This window comes from Novosphingobium umbonatum, assembly GCF_004005905.1.
GTDB classification, from domain to species: Bacteria; Pseudomonadota; Alphaproteobacteria; order Sphingomonadales; family Sphingomonadaceae; genus Novosphingobium; species Novosphingobium umbonatum.
The window spans coordinates 355,848-373,883 of the sequence record NZ_SACO01000001.1; the positions used below are offsets into that span (position 1 = coordinate 355,848).

An 18,036-nucleotide genomic window follows, 5' to 3' on the forward strand; every position below is an offset into this window, starting at 1 on the left:
ACCCGCCAAATTGATGGCCGGATGGAGTGTTGATTGATGTTGTCCCCCGCATTGCACCGCAAGGTTGCGACTTTATGGCAGGCCTTGTTCTGTTGCGCCTTGGCTCTGTTGGCCCCTGTGGCCCGCGCCGCCGATGCACCGCCCGCCACCAGCGCCAACCATATTGCGGCGCAGCTGCTGGCCGAACATGGCGCGGCGGCGGGGCAGACGGTCACGCTGGCCATCCATTTCAAGCCGGAGCCCAAATATCACGGCTATTGGCAAAATCCGGGCGATGCGGGCTTTGGCACGCAATTGACATGGGCAGGTGCGGGCAAGGCGGGAACCCCGCTTTACCCCGTGCCCGAAACCTTGCTGATTTCCGGCCTGATGAACCATGTGTTTCAGGCCGATTATGCGCTGCTGATCCCCTATACCTTGCCTTCCGATGCCAAGGCAGGGAGCAGCCTGCCGGTGAGCGTGGAAGCCAATTGGCTGGCCTGCACCGACACGATGTGCGTGCCCGAAAACGCCAAATTGTCTGCCACCATCCCCGTGCTGGCCGCTGGCGCCAATGTCGCACCCGACCCGCGCTTTGACGCATGGCGCGCCAAGCTGCCCGCCCCCTTGGGCGCCAAGGCCAGCTTTGCCATGGCGGGCGACTCGATCCGCCTCGCCATCCCCTTCCCCGCCAGCGGCGCGGTGGACCATCCGCATGTTTTCATCACCACCGAAGGCGCGGTGGCCTATGCCGCACCGCAAAGCTTTGCCCGCGCTGGCGATGTTTTGATCGTTACGCTGAAAAAGGCGGGCGATGCGGCGCAATTGTCGGGCGTGCTGCGCCTGAATGGCATGGGCGACGGGGTGGAGTTCACCGCCGCGCCGGGCGCGGTGCCCGCTGGCGGCACGCCGATCGACAGCGGCGAGAGCAAAAAGGCAGATGATCTGCCCGCCCTGCCTTGGCTGGTGCTGGCCGCGCTGGCCGGTGGCTTGCTGCTCAACATCATGCCCTGCGTGTTCCCCATCCTTTCCTTGAAAGCGCTGGCTCTGGCCCGCGCGGGCGAATCGGAGGCCGAAGCGCGCGCGGAAGGCCTGTTTTATTCCGCCGGTGTGATTGTCGCCTGCGCCATCTTGGGCGCGCTGCTGCTGACGCTGCGGGCGGGCGGAGAACAGGTTGGCTGGGCCTTCCAGTTGCAGGAGCCGCGTGTGGTGGCCGTCCTGCTGCTGCTGGCCTTGGGCATTACCGCCAATCTGTTGGGCCTGTTTGAATTTGCCGTGCCCGGTTTCGCCACCAAGGGCGCAGGCATGGGGCATGGCAATTCGGCCCGCTCGGCCTTTGCCACCGGCCTGTTGGCGGCCTTTGTCGCCACGCCCTGCACCGGCCCCTTCATGGCCAGCGCGATGGGGGCGGCGCTGCTGTTGCCGGTGCCTGCGGCCATGCTGCTGTTTGTGTCGCTGGGTCTGGGCATTGCGCTGCCCTTCCTTGCCATTGCCTTTGTGCCGCCCTTGCGCCGCGCCATGCCGCGTCCGGGCGCATGGATGAACTGGTTCCGCCGCGCGATGGCGGTGCCCATGGCGCTGACCACGCTGGCGCTACTGTGGCTGGCCTCGCGTCTGGGCAGCTGGACCTTTGCCACCTTCTGCGCGGTGCTGGGCCTTGGCCTGCTGGCCGTGCTGGCGATGGTCGGCGCGGGCCAACGCAAGGGGCTGGCACAGGGTAAGAAGGCCGCGCTGGGTCTGGCCGCGCTGGCGATTGTGTCGGTGGTGGCTCTGCCCCACACCATCCGTCAGGCCGAGGATGAAGGCGCCGATATGCTAGGCGCGCAAAGCTTTAGCGAAGCGGCGCTGGGCACGGCTTTGGCCAGTGGCCATCCGGTGTTTGTCTATTTCACCGCCGACTGGTGCCTGACCTGCAAGGTGAATGAGCGCGTCGCCATCGAGCGCGAGGAAACCCGCGAGGCCTTTGCCAAGGCCAACGTCACCGTGCTGAAGGGCGACTGGACCCGTCGCGATCCGGCGATCACCCGCTTCCTGACCGCACAGGGCGCCGCCGGTGTGCCTCTTTACCTGTGGTATGTGCCCAAGACAGGCAAGCCCAGCCAGTTGCCGCAGGTGCTGACCAACCAAACCCTGCCCGATCTGGCGAAAAAGGCCGGATAAGGCTGATAAAAATACCACACTTGATCCAAATCAACCCCCGCTTTGACCCCCGTCAAGGCGGGGGTTTCTGTTGGCGCTTATCACAGGGTCAACAGGCAAGCGGTGGTTCGCAGGCAAATCCGGCCTCACCGCAGCGGGCCTCACCAGTTTTCTCCCCACCTTGGGCGGCCTCCCCTCACGGAGCCGCCCATCTTTTTTGGGGCTTTCCAAAATCGCCATCACCCACAAAAAAGGGGAGCTTTCGCCCCCCCTTTCCCGCCCACTCCCGATGGGTGAAATCTAAACAGCGGAGGAAAAGCGCCGCGCCGAATCCTGTCGATAGGGATCAAACAAAGCCGCAATCGTGCGGGCATAGGGCAGGCCGCCCTGCGCAATCGTCAAACGCCCGCCTTCCAGCGTGGCCAAGCCGCGCTCGATGAAAGGCATCAAACCTTCTCGCAACTGCCCCGCTATTTCGCCCCCGATCTGGGCATAGCCACGGCACAGCAGGCCTTCGATGATCTTGCCCCTTTTGCGGTCCTCATCATCGCGCATCACACCCACCACACCGGTCAAACGATCCTGCGAGAGCAGCATGCGATAACGGCCAGCGTTCTTCTCGTTCTGCACGATCCGGTCGGGGAAGCAGGAAATGGCCGAAGCGCCCAGCCCGATCAGCACCGGCGCGGGGTCCTCGGTAAAGCCCTGAAAATTGCGATGCAGCCGCCCCGCAATCGCCGCCTGTGCCAAGGCATCACCGGGGCGGGCGAAATGGTCAAAACCCACCGGCACATAGCCCGCACCATACAGGAAGCCATAGCCCTGCGCCGCCATGGCAAAACGCTCGTCCTGTCCGGGCAGAACGCTGCCATCAATCCGGCGCTGGCGCGGCAACATATGCGGCACATGGGCATAGCCAAACAAAGCGATCCGGTCCGCGCCCAACTGGATCGTACGTTCCAGCGAGCTTTTGACCATATCCCAATCCTGATTGGGCAAGCCATACATCAGGTCGAAATTGAGCGAGGTGACCCCCGCCTTGCGCAACATGGTGGTGGCGCGCTCGATCATTTCGCTGGGTTGGACGCGGCCAATCGCCTCTTGCAGCATGGGTTCGAAGGTCTGCACGCCAAGGCTGGCACGGGTAACGCCCACCGCGCCCAGCACCGCGCCCCAATCCTGCGTCAAAGTGCGCGGGTCCAGCTCGATCGACCATACCGGATTGTCGAGGCTGAAATGCACGGTGATCGCATCGACCAGACGCACAAAATCGGTGGGCGTGATCGCATTGGGGCTGCCCCCACCAAAGGCAATGCGCTTGACCTTGATCCGCCCGTCCAGCCTTGGCCCGACAATGGCAATCTCGCGGGTCAGCGCGTCGAGATAGGAGGCAAGCCGCTGCCGCTTGTTATTGGCCGCCGTGTTGCAGCCGCAATACCAGCAAATCTGCTCGCAAAAGGGGATGTGGATATAGAGCGAGACCTCGCCCACCGTCTGGCGCAAAGCTTCGTCCAGCGCGTCAGAGCCGACCTCGGCCGAGAATTCGGCCGCGGTGGGGTAGCTGGTATAGCGCGGTACGGGCCGCGCCAGCAGATCAGGATGATAAGGCCACATGAGCGGGGGATTAGGACAAATTGTCCCGCCCATCCTTGCGCGAGGTCAAGCACGCCCAGATTTTCAACAGCAGCGCTTGGCCCTTTTGCGCTCGCCGGTATGGCAGGCCTTGGTGCAGCAGCCGGGCACTTGCTTGCCGGGAATGTCGCGGTCGGAGGCGGGAATAGCGATGCTGCGCGACACGCCATCGCCGGTGCAGATCGGCACCATCGTCACCGCATGGGCCGATGCGGGCGAAATGTTGAACACCGCGGGTAGCAGCGCCAGAATGCCGAAAAACCTGACCCAACTCATCCCTGCGCCCCATCTCCGGCAGGCTTGGCCAGAACGGGCGGCAAAGGCTCGTCATCCTCGATCAGGATGCGCGCCGCCGCCCCGTCCATATCTTCATACTGGCCGTTTTTAAGCGACCAGAAGAAGGCAAACAGGCCCGCCAAGCCCATCAACAGCGCCACTGGTATCAGGAAGGCCAGACCCGTCATTGCTCTTGCTCAAACTTGCGCATGCGCAGCATCAGATTGAGGCGCAAGGAATTGCCGATCACCAGCAAGGAGGAGGTGGACATGGCCACCGCCGCGATCAAGGGCGTAACATGGCCCGCCATGGCCAGAGGCACCGCCAAAGCATTATAGCCAATGGCCAGAATGAAATTCTGCCGCACCACTTTCTGTGTGGCCCGCGCCCCTGCCACCGCACGCGGAATGGCCAGTAGCGAATCGGACAGGAACACAAAATCCGCCGCCTGCCGCCCCACATCGCTGGCCGTGCCCGGCGCGATGGAAGCATCCGCCGCCGCCAAGGCAGGGCCATCGTTCAAGCCGTCGCCCGCCATCAACACATGGCGCCCCGCATGTTGCAAACGCTCGATCGCGGCCTGTTTGTCGGAGGGCAAGGCGCTCGATTGCGCGGTGAGACCCGTCAGCCTCGCCACTTCGGCCACGGCAGGGGCGTGGTCGCCCGACAGGATCGAACATTCCACATCCAGTTCGCGCAGCCAGCCCAAAGCCGCCTTGGCATCGGGGCGCAACCGGTCGGCAAAGGGAATGAGCCAGACCGCCGCATCACCCATATCCAGCGCGCAGGCCATGCCCCCGCCCGCGACATCGGGGCGGCGCAAAGCCACAGGGCGCCCCTGCCACAGGCCACGCACGCCCTCGCCCGCTACCTCGCCTACTTCGGCCAGATCAGCCGCCAACACGCCGCGCGCCGCCAAAGCCTCCACCAAAGCGCGGCTTAAAGGATGGCGTGAATGGCTGGCCAAAGCCAAAGCCACGCCCGCCGCCGCCTGCGGCAAAGCCTCCAGCACCTGGGCATCGGGCAAAGGGCGGCCCATGGTCAGCGTGCCGGTCTTGTCCAGCAAAGCGCGATCGACCCGCGCCATACGTTCCAACGCACTGCCATCCTTTACCATCACCCCGCCGCGCATCAGCGCGCTGGCCGCGACCACCTGCGCCACCGGCACGGCAAGGCCCAGTGCGCAGGGGCAGGTGATGATCAAAACGGCTATGGCGATCTTCAGGCTGAGATAAAGCCCGCCCCCCGCCAGCATCCAACCGGCAAAGGTCAGCGCCGCCAGCGTATGCACGGCGGGCGCGTAAAGGCGGCTAGCGCGGTCGGCAATGCGCACATAGGCGCTGCGATGCTGGCCTGCCGCCTCCATGGCGCGGGCAATCTCGGCCAGAGTCGTATCCGCGCCCGTGGCCACCACGCGCACATCCACCGGCCCGCCGACGTTCAGCATACCGGCGTGCACCGCATCGCCCACACCAACCGACACCGCCGCGCTTTCGCCGGTCAGCAGGCTTTGGTCAAAACGGCTTGCTCCAGATGCCACCACACCATCGGCGGCCAGACGCTCGCCCACCGCCACGCGCATCACCATGCCGGGCACCAGATCGCGCGCCGCCACCCATTCAACCGCACCCTTGGCCACCACCATCGCGCCGGTCGCCGCCTGACGCAGCAAGGCATCCACGCCCGAACGCGCGCGGTCGCGCATCATCGCATCCAGCACCCGCCCCGCCAGCAGGAACAGTAGCAGCATCAGCGTGCCATCAAACCAAGCCTCATCGCCATGGCGCAAGGTTTCATACAGGCTGAGCCCCGTGGCCAGCAGCACGCCGATGGAAATGGGCACATCCATATTGGTCTGCCCGCGCCGCAACACATTCCATGCCGAAACAAAGAACACCCGCCCCGCATAGACAATCGCCGGAACGCCAATCGCCGCCGACAACAGATGGAACAGATCACGCGTCGACCCTTCCGCCCCCGACCAGATCGAAACCGAGAGCAGCATCACATTCATACAGGCAAAGCCCGCCACCGCCAAAGGTGCCAGCAAGGGTTTGACCGAGCTGGGCGGTGGGGCCAGTTCCTCGGCGCGGGGCTGGCTGGTAAAGCCGACCGCCTGTAAAGCCCCCACCAGATCGGGCAGCGCCAGCGCGGGGTCATGGCCCACGCTCACCTGCCGGGCGGTCAGGTTGACGCGGGCATGATGGACACCCGCCGTCGCCTGCAAAGCCCGCTCCACCTTGCCCATACAGCCTGCGCAATGCATGCCGGGCACCACCAGCACGGTGGTCGCCTCATCCGTGCGGACCTGTGGAGCGCGGGAGGCCATTACAACACCTCCTGCCCGCGCCAGACGTGACCATCACCATCCAGACGCAGCCGCAGACGCCAGCGACCGGCGGGCAGCGGATCAAAGGAGACATAGGAACCATCGGCCTGCTGGCGGAAGCTGACCGCACGGTCGGCCTCCTGCCCCAGCGGATGCCATGCCTCGCCCGACAGGCGCGCCTTGGCGGGCAGAGGCGCTTTTTCGCTGCCGCTCATCCGCACCTGTACACGCCCGTCCACCATACGCGTCACACTGGCATGCCAGCCCAGCGCCTTTTCCCGCGCCGCTTCATCCAGCCAGCGGTTGTAATCCTGGCTGGCGACATAGGAATTTTCCACCACCACGCCGCTGAAAGTCCCGCTGGCCAAAGTGGCCATATAGACATTCACCGCGATCACCACGCCAAAGAAGGCGACCAGAATGAAGGTGAAATGCCATCCGGTGAAACGGAAAGGCTTGCGGGCTTGAGGATGCGACATCGGGGGAACTCCTCGGCGGAAACGGTCAATGCACCGCTTCGGGCGCGTCAAAACGGGTGTCGTAACTGGTCACACCGCCATCACTGTCGAGCGCACGCAAGGTGAAGCCCATTTTCTGTTCAGGCGTATTGGCCGGAGCCGACACATAGATGCGTAGCGGCAAAGTGGTGTCGGCCGGAATGATCCGCGTCAATTTGCGCGCGGCATTCGCCTTGGCCATATCCTCGCTCCACATGGTCGCGCCGGGCACGCCATCCAGCGTCAGTTCCATCGGACGCGGGCGGCCTTCCATATTCTTCCAACGCACCGCATAGGCATTACGGATGTCGCCGCTGGACAGGATCATATAGGGCGGGTTGCGATCCTTGCTGACCGCGATGGAAATATGCTGGCGGGTGCCAAGAGCGAAAAGCAGCCCCAGCCCAATCGCCGACCACAGGCCCAGATAGACCAAAGTGCGCGGATGCCAGATCAGCTTCCAATGCGGGGTGGCGGGCTGGCCAGCAGCTTCGCGTTCGCCATCTTCCAGCGTGGCATAATCGATCAGCCCACGCGGGCGGCCGGTCTTGGCCATCACATCGTCGCAGGCGTCAATGCACAGCGCGCAAGTGATGCAGCCGATCTGCGGCCCTTCGCGAATGTCGATGCCGGTGGGGCAGACAGCGGTGCACAGGCCGCAATCAATGCAATCACCCAAAGGTGTCGGGCTGGCCTTCGCATTCTTGCCACGAGGCTCGCCGCGCCAGTCCTTATAAGTGACGATCAGGCTCTTTTCATCCAGCATGGCCGACTGGATACGCGGCCATGGGCACATATAGACGCAAACCTGTTCGCGCATGAAACCGCCCAGCCACAGCGTGGTGCCGGTCAGGACCGCGACGGTCGAATAGGCTACCGGCGCCGCTTCCCCACGGAAAAACTCCATGAACAAGGTGGGCGCATCGGCGAAATAGAGAATCCACGCGCCGCCGGTCGAAAAGCTGATCGCCAGATAGATCGACCATTTGAACAGGCGCTTGCCCGTCTTGGCCGCCCCCCAAGGCGCCTTGGCCAGCTTGATCTGCGCATTGCGGTCGCCATCGATCCAGCGGTCAACATGTTGAAACACATCGGTCCACACCGTTTGCGGACAGGCATAGCCACACCATGCGCGCCCGACAGCAGAAGTGACCAGAAACAGGCCGATGCCGGCCATGATCAACAGGCCGGCAACGAAATAGAACTCCTGCGGCCAGATCTCGATCGCACCCATGTAAAAGCGGCGATGGGCAAGGTCGATCAGCACAAACTGGTCGGGAGAATAAGGCCCACGGTGCCAGCGCAGCCATGGGGTAATGTAATAGACGGCGAGGCAGAACACCATCACCGCCCATTTCAGTTTCCGGAACCGGCCGTTTACCGCACGAGGGTAAACGGCCTGACGCTCCGCATGGAGCCGGTTGGGAGCAGCTTTGGGTTGCCCCTTCGGGTCCATGTTCGTCATATCACTGGCCTCCGCTGGCCGCCTCTGCCGCAGCGGGGGCTGCGGGCTGGCTGAAGTTTTCACCGCCACCAAGGCTGTGCACATAAGCGGCCAGCATCTTGATGGTTGCGCCGTCAAGGCGCGTGTTCCATGCAGGCATCACACCGGCATGCGCATTGGTCACCGTGTTGGTGATCGCCACGCGGTCGCCGCCGTAAAGCCAGATCTTGTCGGCCAGATTGGGGGCACCGAACATGCGGTTACCCTTGCCTTCGGGACCATGGCAAGCCACGCAATTGGCGGCAAACAGGGCGCTGCCCCGCTGGGCCGCCGCACCGGCCGGTTCCAGACCGGACAGGCTGCGCACATAGCTGACGACATCCTGTACTTCGGCGGCTTTCAGGATACCATCCCGACCAAAGGCGGGCATGGCGCTGTTGCGGGTTTCCATGTCGCCGGGCTGGCGGATACCATGGGTCAGAGTCTGCTGGATGTCGGTCAGCGTGCCGCCCCACAGCCAGTCGTCGTCATTGAGGTTGGGGAAGCCCACGCTGCCCTGCGCGGCCGAGCCATGGCAAGGTACGCAATTCACCTTGAAGGCTGCCTTGCCGCCCGCGACGGCCTTGGCCATCAGGTCGGCATTCTTGGGCAGGTCTTCAATCGGCGTGGCATCCAGCGCGGCCAGAACGGGCGCGCGGGCTGCCTTGGCCGCATCCATTTCCTTGGCCAGATCACCGCGACTGGTCCAGCCAGCGGTGCCATGGCTGCCTTCTTTCAGGCCCGGAATGGCCGGATAGACCACGCAATAGCCAATGGCAAAGGCGATACAGGCATAGAAGGTCCACAGCCACCATGTCGGCAGCGGCGTGTTGAGTTCCTCGATGCCATCCCACTCATGGCCCATCGTTTCCGTGCCGGTGGGCTCGTCGATTTTCTTAACGGACATGATCGTCCTCCTCGAAGATCATGGTGGACGCTTCCTGCCCCGCCTTGCGTCCGCCGGGCCGATAGGGCCATGCGCAAGCCGCGACAAAGAAGATCACCATGGCCAACAGCCCCCAGCTATCGGCAAACTGGCGCAGGTTCTGGTAGGTGTCAGGATTGCTCACCGCCCCTTCTCCTTGGCCAGATGTTCCTGAGCGGCAGCGCTCTCGGTATCCACCATGGTGCCCAGCACCTGCAGATAGGCGATCAGCGCGTCCATTTCCGACAGCTTCTTGGGGTCGCCGTCAAAGTCGCGGGCCTGTGCCTTGGGATAGCGCTTGATCAGATCGGCGCTATCGGCATTGGGGTCGGCCTGTGCCTTGAGGTCCGCAGCGGCCTTGGCCAGGTCTTCCTTGGTATAAGGCACGCCGGTCAGGCTGAGCGTCTTGATCTCGGCTTGGATGTCGGGAACCTTCAGCTCGTTCTTAGCCAAGAAGGCATAGTTGGGCATGATCGATTCCGGCACCACGCTGCGCGGCGCGGTCAGATGCTGGACGTGCCACGCATCGGAATATTTGCCGCCCACGCGGGCCAGATCGGGACCGGTGCGTTCGCTGCCCCATTGGAAAGGATGGTCATACATCGATTCCGCGGCAAGGCTGTAATGGCCATAGCGTTCGGTCTCGTCCCGGAAAGGACGGATCATCTGGCTGTGGCACAGATAGCAGCCTTCGCGGATATAGATGTCGCGACCGGCCTGTTCCAGCGGGGTATAGGGGCGCACACCCTTCACCTTTTCGATCGTATTATCGATCCAGAACAGGGGGGCGATTTCGATAATCCCGCCGAACAGCACCGCGATGAAGGCAAACACGCCCAACAGGGTGATGTTGCGTTCCAGCGCGCCGTGCCAGGCGAAAGGTTGTTTGGTTTGTCCAGACATGGTTCACCTCACTCAGCAGGCACAGCGGTCAGCGGACGGTCCGCATCACGGTTCTGGTCGATGTTGTAGAGCGGTGCTTCGTTGCGGATGTCGCCCTTGGCGATGGTGCGCCACACGTTATAGGCCATCACCGCAGCGCCACCCAGATAGAGCAGGCCACCAAAGGCACGCAGCACATACATCGGGTGGATAGCAGCCACTGCATCGGCAAAGCTGTTCACCAGATAGCCGTCGGCGCCATATTCACGCCACATCAGACCCTGCGTGATACCGGCCACCCACATCGAAGCGGCATAGAACACGATACCCAGCGTAGCGCTCCAGAAGTGCCAGTTGACCATGCGCAGCGAATACATCTGCTCACGACCCCACAGGCGCGGCGTCAGGTAATAGATGGCGCCAAAGGTCACCATGCCGTTCCAGCCAAGGGCGCCCGAATGCACGTGGCCGATGGTCCAGTTGGTATAGTGCGACAGGCTGTTGACGGCCTTCACCGACATCATCGGGCCTTCGAAGGTGCTCATGCCATAGAAGGCAAGGCTCATCACGAACATGCGCAGCACGGGGTCCGTGCGCAGCTTGTCCCATGCGCCGTTCAGCGTCATCAACCCGTTGATCATGCCGCCCCAGCTGGGCATCCACAGCATGATCGAGAAGACCATGCCCAGAGTCTGCGCCCAGTCCGGCAGCGCCGTATAGTGCAGGTGGTGCGGGCCAGCCCAGATATAGAGGAAGATCAGCGCCCAGAAGTGGATGATGGACAGGCGATAGGAATAGACCGGACGCTGGGCCTGCTTGGGCACGAAATAATACATCATGCCAAGGAAGCCTGCGGTCAGGAAGAAGCCCACAGCATTATGCCCATACCACCACTGCACCAGCGCGCCCTGCACACCGGCAAAGAAGCTGATCGACTGGCTGCCCAGAAAGCTGACGGGGATGGCCATGTTATTGACCAGATGCAGCAGGGCCACCGTGATGATGAAGGAGAGGTAGAACCAGTTGGCCACATAGATATGCGGCTCGCTGCGCTTGACGATCGTGCCGACAAACACTGCCAGATAGGACACCCACACAATGGTGAGCCAGATGTCGACATACCATTCAGGCTCGGCATATTCCTTGCCCTGGCTGATACCCAGCAGATAGCCGGTGGCCGCCAGAACGATGAACAGCTGATAGCCCCAGAACACAAAGCGGGCGAGCGGCTCGAAAGCCAGACGCGCGCGGCAGGTGCGCTGGACGACATAGAACGAGGTGGCCAACAGCGCATTGCCGCCAAACGCAAAAATCACCGCAGAAGTATGCAGTGGGCGCATGCGGCCAAAGTTGAGCCAAGGTTCAAGGTTGAGATCGGGCCAGGACAATTGCAGCGCGATGACCAGACCGACGAGAAAACCCGCCATGCCCCAGAACACCGTTGCAATCACGCCCCAGCGAATCACATCGTCATAATAACGGGTGTTATCCGCGAGCGCCTTTGGCCCAAGACCTTTGGCCAGACGGCTATAGTCCGGCTTGGAAATAGAAACCCACAGGCCGATCAGGGCCGCAAGGGCGAAAACGCCCATATGGATGGCGAAGCCGCTATCCTTGGCGGCAAGCATGGCCGCAAAGGATAGGAGCAGGAGCACGAGCCATATGCCGGCTCGCGAAATAACGGTAACCATGAGCCTTCCCTCTCAGGTTGATATGAGGGTTCCGCATTGGAACAGAGAAGGCGAGGTAACATTGATACCCGTCAAAACGGAGGGTTTAATGCCCCACAACGGGAAAAGGGGCGCCAGATCAAGCCTGTCGCCCCCTTCTGTCGGTCAAAAATAGACGATTTCAGATCAAATGGGATAGATCGGTGGTCCTGCCCAGCAGCGCCATGCGGTCTTCGTTCATTTTTTGCGAATCACGCAAATGCTGGAAACCGAAACCGGCCTTTTGATCATTCTCGGGAATCTGCGACTTGATCTGCAATTTGCGGCGCAGGGTCTGGTCGTTCCATGGCGAATAGGCATACCAAAAGATCGTGCCCGAACCATTGGCCTGCGCGATATGCGGCAGATGCGACTGGTGGCGACCGGGCAAATAGGCGCCGATCGAGGCGCGGTGATACAGACGGCCATGCCCGATATGGGTTGGCTCGGGGATGAAACCGTGATGCTTTTGGCGCACCAAGGGCACACTGGCTACCGGCTCGACATCGGGGAAAGGATCGACCATCTGCGCCCATTCCAGATAGGCACCCTGCAACCCGTTTTGCTCGATCGCCTGTTCCAGCATGGGCAAGTTCGCCCCGCACAGAAATTCGGTGGTGGTCAGCGCGATCTTCCAACCGGGCAGGTTGGCTTCATATTGCATCACTTCGAAATCAACCGCGATGGATTCGAATTGGAGATTGCGCGAACGAACCACCTGCCAATGCGGCACCATTTGCCGGCAGATATCCACCGAGCCATCATCCGAGCCATCATCCGAGCCATCATCCGAGCCATAATCGATCAGGATGCCATGGTCGAAAATCGCGGCGTGATGGTCCAGCCACCAAGGCAGCAGATAGGCCTCATTATAGAAATGGGTGATAACGGTACGCATCAGAACTCTTCCACTTCAGGAAAATAGACGAGGAAGGAAAGGTCATCCCGCCCGGCGATGGCGCGGGCTTTGGAGGCCAGTTCCTGGCGGAAGTTCCACGCAGAAATAACGATCAAAGGATCCCCCGCCGCATCGAGCGCCGTCAAAGGCTCGATCGGCACGCCCAGACCGGGGATGAAACGCCCCACCTTCAAGGGTGCCTCGTCAAACACGCGATCGGGGCAAATGCCGGCTGCATGCATAAAGGTGATCGCCTTGGCAGCCGCGCCGACGAAATAGACCTGACGGCCCTGTGCGCGGGCTTTGGCTACAATAGCGGCCACCTTTTCCATACGCGCGCGCGCTGCATCGCCAAAGGCGGTATATTGGGCCGCATCACCGGAAATGCGTTGCGCCAGATCCTCCCGCTGCAATTCCGGTTCCACCGCAAAGGCACCCTCGGTCAGGAAACGGGTGATATCACGGCTGCAACCCGGCTTGGTCAGCAGAAAGCCGAAGCTGGTGCCATGCACATCGGTCAAACGGATGTGGCGCAGTTCCAATCCGACGCGGGCGGCCAGCGCTTCCATCGAACGCGGGGTGAAGAAGGAGTAATGCTCGTGATAAATGGTGTCGAATTCACCATTGCGCAGCATATGCGCCTGCGATGTCTGCACCAGACACACACCGTCCGGCTTGAGCACATCGGCCACGCCCTGCAGGAAGCCCGCTGGATCAGGCGTATGCGCCACCACATTCATGCAGACCACCAGATCGAATTTCCGCTGGGCGATGGCCTGTTCGCAAGGCCAGAATTCGCACAGGATCTCCAGCCCTTCGCGGCGCCCGACATCAACCAGATTGGCCGCAGGGTCCACACCCAGAACGTTGAAACCAGCCTTGTCCAGTCGTCCCAGCAACGAACCATCATTGCAGGCGATTTCCAGCACGTCGCTGCCAGGAGCGAAATGCTTCTTCACCTCATCGCAAAACCAGTCGAAATAATAGCCCAGGGAACGGCTCGTCCCGCTGGCATAGAGATAGTCGACAAACAGATCCTCGGGCGGGGCGAAATGCACCAATTGCCCATGACCACATTGCGTGCAGGACATCAGCCCCAGCGGGAAACGCGCATAGGGACTGTCCGCCGTTTCAAGCAGGCAATTGGCCAAAGGCTGGCTGCCCAGATCGAGCGAGAGAGACAGATCGGTTGCGTTGCAAGCCAGACAGGACATGGATACCTTCTTCACGCTACAAGGGACTGGGAAGAAGCAGGCTGGGCGGCCTGCAACTGGGAAAGGAATTGCTGGCAGCGCTGATCGAGATCACCGCGGAAGGTGATGCCCAATTCTTCCTGCGCCTTGGCCGTATCCAACCGGAAGGAATAGGTCAGCGAGGGCGGCATCCATTCCAGCTGCGCGCCATAATGCGAGGCAATTGCCTGCCCGAATTCGCCAACGGTGGCGGTGGCGCTGGCCAGATTGTAAAAGCCATCCTTCAGCTTTCGCAGGCGAATGCAGGCCCAGACCGCCTCGAACAGATCATCCAGAAACAGAATGCTGCGCGAGGCCTGCGGATTGGCGACCATCACCTTGCCCTTTTCCTGGGCAGACAGATTCATGGCGTTGAACAGCAATTCCCGGCGCAGATTGGGCGACCAGCCCGAGACCGTCCCCAAACGCAGGCCTGAAAAATTCTTCAGGAAGCCCTTGGCAATATAGTCGAACACGAATTTCGACATGTCATAGGCATTGAGATTGGCATAAAGCGGATCGCTCTCGCGCGCCAAGGGCAGTTCGCTGGCCACGTCATGTTGGGCGGTCGAATAAAGGCTGGCCGAGCTGGCATAGATCAGCCGCGCGTGTTCCGGTGCCTTTTCCCGCAAACGGACCAGATTGAGGCAATTGTTATACAGCGCGCCATAGGGATCATTGATGGCCGAAGTAACGCTGGAATGGCCGGCAAACCATACAATATGGCTATAGGGCGCCAGAATTATTCTGGCGCCCTATACTCAAAATTACTCATTTTTAAATTTATGCAGCCATCGCCTGAACTGGCAGCTTCACCATCAAAGCCAGAAGTGATATGTTATTGAAGAACCAAAGCTTCTGAATATCGAATTGAGAATATTTTTGTATCGTGTTGGCAAATGTATACGGAGTATACCATACGTTGTGATCAGGGTGAACGGCTTCAAAGAAGGTACCGGCAGTTTCCACATAATCAAAATGACGTTTCCCGCATTGAAATGCGTCAGGCACCGACATCAAGCAGCAATTTGCATCGATAGCCTCGATCTGCGCTAGGAACGATTGAACATCTGCGACATGCTCCATTACTTCAGGAACCAGCACAATGTCATAATGACCTCTTACTTGAGAGAGATCGCTATAAAGCTGACCTTTCACAAATGGGCGCAACTGGTCCAGCGCCTCTACATGAGGATCGCAGCCGTCCAGTTCGGAACAATAGGCCTCCAATGCAACATGCAAAGACGTTGCGGGATCGGTTATAGGCCAATCGGCACAGCCGACGTGCAATACTTTCTTACCTTGGCACATAGCGCCCAGCACTGCCAATCGATTCAACCCCATCAATTCCGTGCTAACATCAACCCGTTGCAAGAAATAAGGGGCGTGTACAAGTTCCAGCGCCGAGGTCGTCACGGAATCATCCTCACGCCCCATAAGCGGTTCCGCCACAGAAGAATCACAGGGTTCCGTCGCACCTCCTCGCTCGATCATAGCATTGAGATCTGGCAGTAAGTAATCCTCCTGCGCCAACTTAACTAATGTTTCATCATCGATCAAATGCAGGGCTTCGTACCCACTTTGCGTTGAGCCCCATAGTTGATGGGCATAGATTTTATCACGGCCTGTATAGCGCAAACCTGTGAAATGCCGCGGAATAAACGTGTGGCTAGGATATATTCTTAAGGGCGTATACGCAAAGCGACGATAGCAATCTGTCAAGCGCCAAGGGCCCACAGTCTCCCACGCCATCTTATCAACCACAGTAGGTGACGCGGCAATATCTTCGATGATAGCCCCAACGAAAGGGTTGCCCTTTTCCGCTCCGAAATAGCCTGCAGCGATTAGGCCGGGACGAGCAATCTCGCTCTCCCAACTAGCAAAAGCCTCGCAGTCCAGCATGTCCTCTGAAAGTGGATTAATGCAGATACTATCTGCATCAAAGACGACCCCTCCATGCGCAAAAAGAATCTCCCAGCGCATCATATCTGCTACGCCATTGAGTTCACGCTGCATCATTTGGCGAATATGATGGGCATTGCGCCATGATATTGCTTCCAACTCGGCGTTTCCCCAAATGTGAAATTCCCAGTCGGGATGGGCATCACGCCATGTACGAATGCAATTATCAGGCCGTCGGCTTTCATCGCCAACCCAAATGAAATGGAATATCTTGGGGATCATACTCTTGCCTCCCGAATGGCAACCATCCGTCACAGCGCCATTCCACTAAGCAAGGTTTAAACAGGCATGGTTTCCGATTTTGCCGACAACAGATCCGTATTAACCCCAGAACCCGCAAAAATTGCGCTTTTGCGCCGCAATGCACCCAGGAATCTGCTGCATTTGCGCAGGGTCAAATTTACCGTTGCGCCTAATCAATGCCAGCGTCTCTGCCTTGCCCCAAACGGGCTTCAACGCCGCAGGGGAACGGCTCGCAAGGGGCGAGCATAGCGGCGAAGGATGAGGCATCATGCACAAGATCACCAAACTGGCCGCCGCAACCGCCGCTCTGGCGATGGCAGCTTCGGCCACCGCCGCGCAGGCAGGCAATGCCGAAGGCAAGTTCCAGTTCAAGGTGCTGGCCACCGCCGTTCTGCCCGATGGCGCGGTAAAGGAAGTCAAAAAGGACCCTCTGGGCCTGACCACGGCCGCCATCACCAACACCACGGCCAGCGACAATGTCACCCCCACCGTGGCCATCGAATATTTCGCAACCAAGAACATCTCGGTGGAAACCATCGCCGGCGTCACCGCCCATCACGTGACCGTATCCTCGGGCGCGCTGAAGGGTACCGAAGCAGCCTCGAAGATCTATATCGTGCCCGCCACGCTGACGGTGAAGTATCACCTGCCGCTGACCGCCGGTATCAAGCCCTATGTCGGTGTTGGCCCCACGCTGTTCCTGGTGGTGGCTGATGAACCCAGCGCTGCGGTGAAGTCGGCTCTGGGCGTGACCCGCACCAAGATGACCAGCGAATTGGGCATTGCCGCACAGGCTGGCGTCGATATCGCCATCGGCCATGGCTACAGCCTTGCTCTGGATGCCAAGAAGTACTGGGTGGACACCAATGCCACCTTCTATGCTGGCAGCACGCAGGCGCTGGTTACCCGCCACAAGCTCAACCCCTGGGTGTTGAGCGCGGGTGTAGCCTACCGCTTCTAAGGCATCGGCTGATCCCAAGGGCGGAGCGGGTCCCTAGACCCTTTCCCGGAGCTGAAAAGCCCCGCTCCTCTCTTGGGTCAAGTCGGGCGCATGCCGCCTGACCTGCCTACTGGCTCTGGCAGGCGGGCGGCATGTTTCTAATGAGAGTTTAGCCCGCCTCTGCGGTCAGGGCGAAACGGTCGGCAATGACGACCTCGCGGCGCGAAGGCAGATCGATGATCCCTTCGCCGCGCAAACGCGTAAACTGGCGGCTGACAGTTTCAATGGTCAGGCCCAACACATCGGCAATCTGTTGACGGCTGAACGGCAGCACAAAGCGCGAAGCCTTGCCATCCTGCACGCCTTCACACGTGACCGGCGCCATACGCTCGGACAGTTCCAGCAGGAAGCTGGCGACCTTTTCACTGGCCGATTTACGCCCCAGCAACAGCATCCACCGCCGCGTGCGGTCCAATTCGCCCAAAGTGCGCTGCAACAGCTTGTGCTCCAGCGCGGGATGTTCACGGGCGAAATTGTCAAAATCCCCGCGCGAGAACACGCAGACCCGCGCATCGGTCAAAGCCGTCACACCATGGTTAGTGGTCCCGCCAAAGGGGCGACCGATAAAGTCGCTGGGGTAAACCACGCCCACAATCTGTTCGCGCCCGTCCTCGGTGCCGGTCGACAGTTTCAGCACGCCCTCGATCACATTGGCGACAAGGACCGAATCCTCGCCTTCCCAGATCAGGCTTTCACCCGCCACCAGTGTGCGCCGACGCCCGATGGCGTTCAACGCTTCGATCTCGTCCTTATCCAGGGCCGAGCAGATGGCGCGGTTGCGCACAAGACATTGATCGCAAGCTGACATAATGGGAAGGACTAGCAGCCTTGCCGCGTTGCGGCAATGGCT

General features: G+C 60.7%; 17 protein-coding genes. 2 read left to right on the plus strand and 15 right to left on the minus strand.

Annotated features, from left to right (window positions below; all coding sequences use genetic code 11):
- The first annotated feature begins 36 nt into the window (after positions 1 to 36).
- Entirely contained in the window at positions 37 to 2,139 is a 2,103-nt protein-coding gene (locus EOE18_RS01535) for a protein-disulfide reductase DsbD family protein (protein WP_127705467.1), read from the plus strand.
- Between the two features lie 279 nt (positions 2,140 to 2,418).
- Here EOE18_RS01535 and hemN read toward each other — a convergent pair whose 3' ends face one another.
- The 14 genes from hemN to EOE18_RS01605 all read right to left on the minus strand — a co-directional run bounded on the left by hemN (position 2,419) and on the right by EOE18_RS01605 (position 16,165).
- Positions 2,419 to 3,732 (minus strand): oxygen-independent coproporphyrinogen III oxidase, encoded by a 1,314-nt coding sequence (gene hemN, locus EOE18_RS01540; protein WP_127705469.1) that lies wholly within the window; start codon positions 3,730 to 3,732, stop codon positions 2,419 to 2,421.
- Between the two features lie 63 nt (positions 3,733 to 3,795).
- Positions 3,796 to 4,026, minus strand: coding sequence for a hypothetical protein (locus EOE18_RS01545; RefSeq protein WP_127705471.1), 231 nt, complete (start codon positions 4,024 to 4,026; stop codon positions 3,796 to 3,798).
- Entirely contained in the window at positions 4,023 to 4,214 is a 192-nt protein-coding gene (ccoS, locus tag EOE18_RS01550) for a cbb3-type cytochrome oxidase assembly protein CcoS (RefSeq protein WP_127705473.1), read from the minus strand. Before ccoS ends, EOE18_RS01545 begins: the two co-directional genes overlap by 4 nt.
- The gene (locus EOE18_RS01555; RefSeq protein WP_127705475.1) at positions 4,211 to 6,355 is read right to left on the minus strand and encodes a heavy metal translocating P-type ATPase; all 2,145 of its coding nucleotides are present in this window, start codon (positions 6,353 to 6,355) and stop codon (positions 4,211 to 4,213) included. Before EOE18_RS01555 ends, ccoS begins: the two co-directional genes overlap by 4 nt.
- Complete coding sequence (locus EOE18_RS01560) at positions 6,355 to 6,834, minus strand: FixH family protein (RefSeq protein WP_127705477.1); 480 nt, start codon at positions 6,832 to 6,834, stop codon at positions 6,355 to 6,357. The genes EOE18_RS01555 and EOE18_RS01560 overlap by 1 nt, the downstream gene beginning before the upstream one ends.
- Before the next feature lie 25 nt (positions 6,835 to 6,859).
- Positions 6,860 to 8,317, minus strand: coding sequence for a cytochrome c oxidase accessory protein CcoG (gene ccoG, locus EOE18_RS01565; protein ID WP_127705479.1), 1,458 nt, complete (start codon positions 8,315 to 8,317; stop codon positions 6,860 to 6,862).
- Position 8,318: 1 nt separating this feature from the next.
- Positions 8,319 to 9,242: a cytochrome-c oxidase, cbb3-type subunit III gene (ccoP, locus tag EOE18_RS01570; RefSeq protein WP_127705481.1), complete on the minus strand. Its 924-nt coding sequence runs from the start codon at positions 9,240 to 9,242 to the stop codon at positions 8,319 to 8,321.
- Entirely contained in the window at positions 9,232 to 9,405 is a 174-nt protein-coding gene (locus EOE18_RS01575) for a cbb3-type cytochrome c oxidase subunit 3 (protein ID WP_127705483.1), read from the minus strand. The genes ccoP and EOE18_RS01575 overlap by 11 nt, the downstream gene beginning before the upstream one ends.
- A complete protein-coding gene (gene ccoO / locus EOE18_RS01580) occupies positions 9,402 to 10,163 on the minus strand; it encodes a cytochrome-c oxidase, cbb3-type subunit II (protein WP_127705485.1) in 762 nt (253 codons plus the stop codon). The genes EOE18_RS01575 and ccoO overlap by 4 nt, the downstream gene beginning before the upstream one ends.
- A gap of 8 nt (positions 10,164 to 10,171) precedes the next feature.
- Entirely contained in the window at positions 10,172 to 11,833 is a 1,662-nt protein-coding gene (gene ccoN / locus EOE18_RS01585; RefSeq protein WP_127705487.1) for a cytochrome-c oxidase, cbb3-type subunit I, read from the minus strand.
- 160 nt (positions 11,834 to 11,993) lie between these two features.
- Entirely contained in the window at positions 11,994 to 12,749 is a 756-nt protein-coding gene (locus EOE18_RS01590; protein ID WP_127705489.1) for a glycosyltransferase family protein, read from the minus strand.
- Positions 12,749 to 13,963 carry a class I SAM-dependent methyltransferase gene (locus EOE18_RS01595; RefSeq protein WP_127705491.1) on the minus strand — a complete coding sequence of 405 codons (1,215 nt, stop codon included), beginning with the start codon at positions 13,961 to 13,963 and terminating at the stop codon, positions 12,749 to 12,751. The genes EOE18_RS01590 and EOE18_RS01595 overlap by 1 nt, the downstream gene beginning before the upstream one ends.
- An 11-nt stretch (positions 13,964 to 13,974) precedes the next feature.
- Entirely contained in the window at positions 13,975 to 14,727 is a 753-nt protein-coding gene (locus tag EOE18_RS01600; RefSeq protein ID WP_127705493.1) for an NAD-dependent epimerase/dehydratase family protein, read from the minus strand.
- A gap of 37 nt (positions 14,728 to 14,764) precedes the next feature.
- Complete coding sequence (locus EOE18_RS01605; protein WP_127705495.1) at positions 14,765 to 16,165, minus strand: glycosyltransferase; 1,401 nt, start codon at positions 16,163 to 16,165, stop codon at positions 14,765 to 14,767.
- Between the two features lie 289 nt (positions 16,166 to 16,454).
- On the opposite strand from EOE18_RS01605, the gene EOE18_RS01610 reads away from it, so the two are divergent.
- Positions 16,455 to 17,147, plus strand: a complete 693-nt coding sequence (locus tag EOE18_RS01610; RefSeq protein ID WP_127705497.1) for an OmpW/AlkL family protein — start codon at positions 16,455 to 16,457, stop codon at positions 17,145 to 17,147.
- Between the two features lie 148 nt (positions 17,148 to 17,295).
- On the opposite strand, the gene EOE18_RS01615 is transcribed toward EOE18_RS01610, so the two are convergent.
- Entirely contained in the window at positions 17,296 to 17,994 is a 699-nt protein-coding gene (locus tag EOE18_RS01615; RefSeq protein ID WP_127705499.1) for a Crp/Fnr family transcriptional regulator, read from the minus strand.
- Between the last annotated feature and the right edge of the window lie 42 nt (positions 17,995 to 18,036).